Genomic DNA, 430 nt, shown 5'->3' with positions numbered 1-430 from the left:
TGACCAAAGTCGCCCTGATGTATATTAAGGACATTGCCAATCCCGAACTGATTGATGATGTCAAGAATCAGCTGCGCAAAATCGACATCGAGCGCATTATGACCGCCAATGAACTGGAGGAATTATTGTCCCCTTCCAAAGTCACATTGTTTCCGGTAACCCATTACACGGGCAGACCTGATTTTGCGGCGGAATGTCTGCTGAACGGACGTTTCGTCATTATCGTGGATGGCAATCCCAGCGTCATCATCGGACCCGTTAATTTGTTTCTGCTTCTCAAATCACCCGAGGATGCCAGCTTCCCGTTCCTTCCGGTGAATGTGGGCCGTATGCTGCGTTTTATCGGGCTATTAATAACCGTATTCTTGCCTGGTTTCTATATTGCGCTGACTTCTTTTCACATGGACCAGCTACCCTTTCCGCTTGTAGC

General features: G+C 48.1%; 1 protein-coding gene. It reads left to right on the top strand.

Going from position 1 to position 430, the window contains the following annotated elements:
- The coding region (locus gpAD87_RS31325) for a spore germination protein (RefSeq protein ID WP_197521580.1) at positions 1-430 on the top strand (430 nt) is incomplete at both ends.

The sequence above is a fragment of the Paenibacillus sp. AD87 genome (assembly GCF_001659845.1).
GTDB lineage: Bacteria > Bacillota > Bacilli > Paenibacillales > Paenibacillaceae > Paenibacillus > Paenibacillus marchantiae.
The sequence above is the reverse complement of the archived record's forward strand: the minus strand, read 5'-3'. Positions and strand labels throughout refer to the sequence as shown.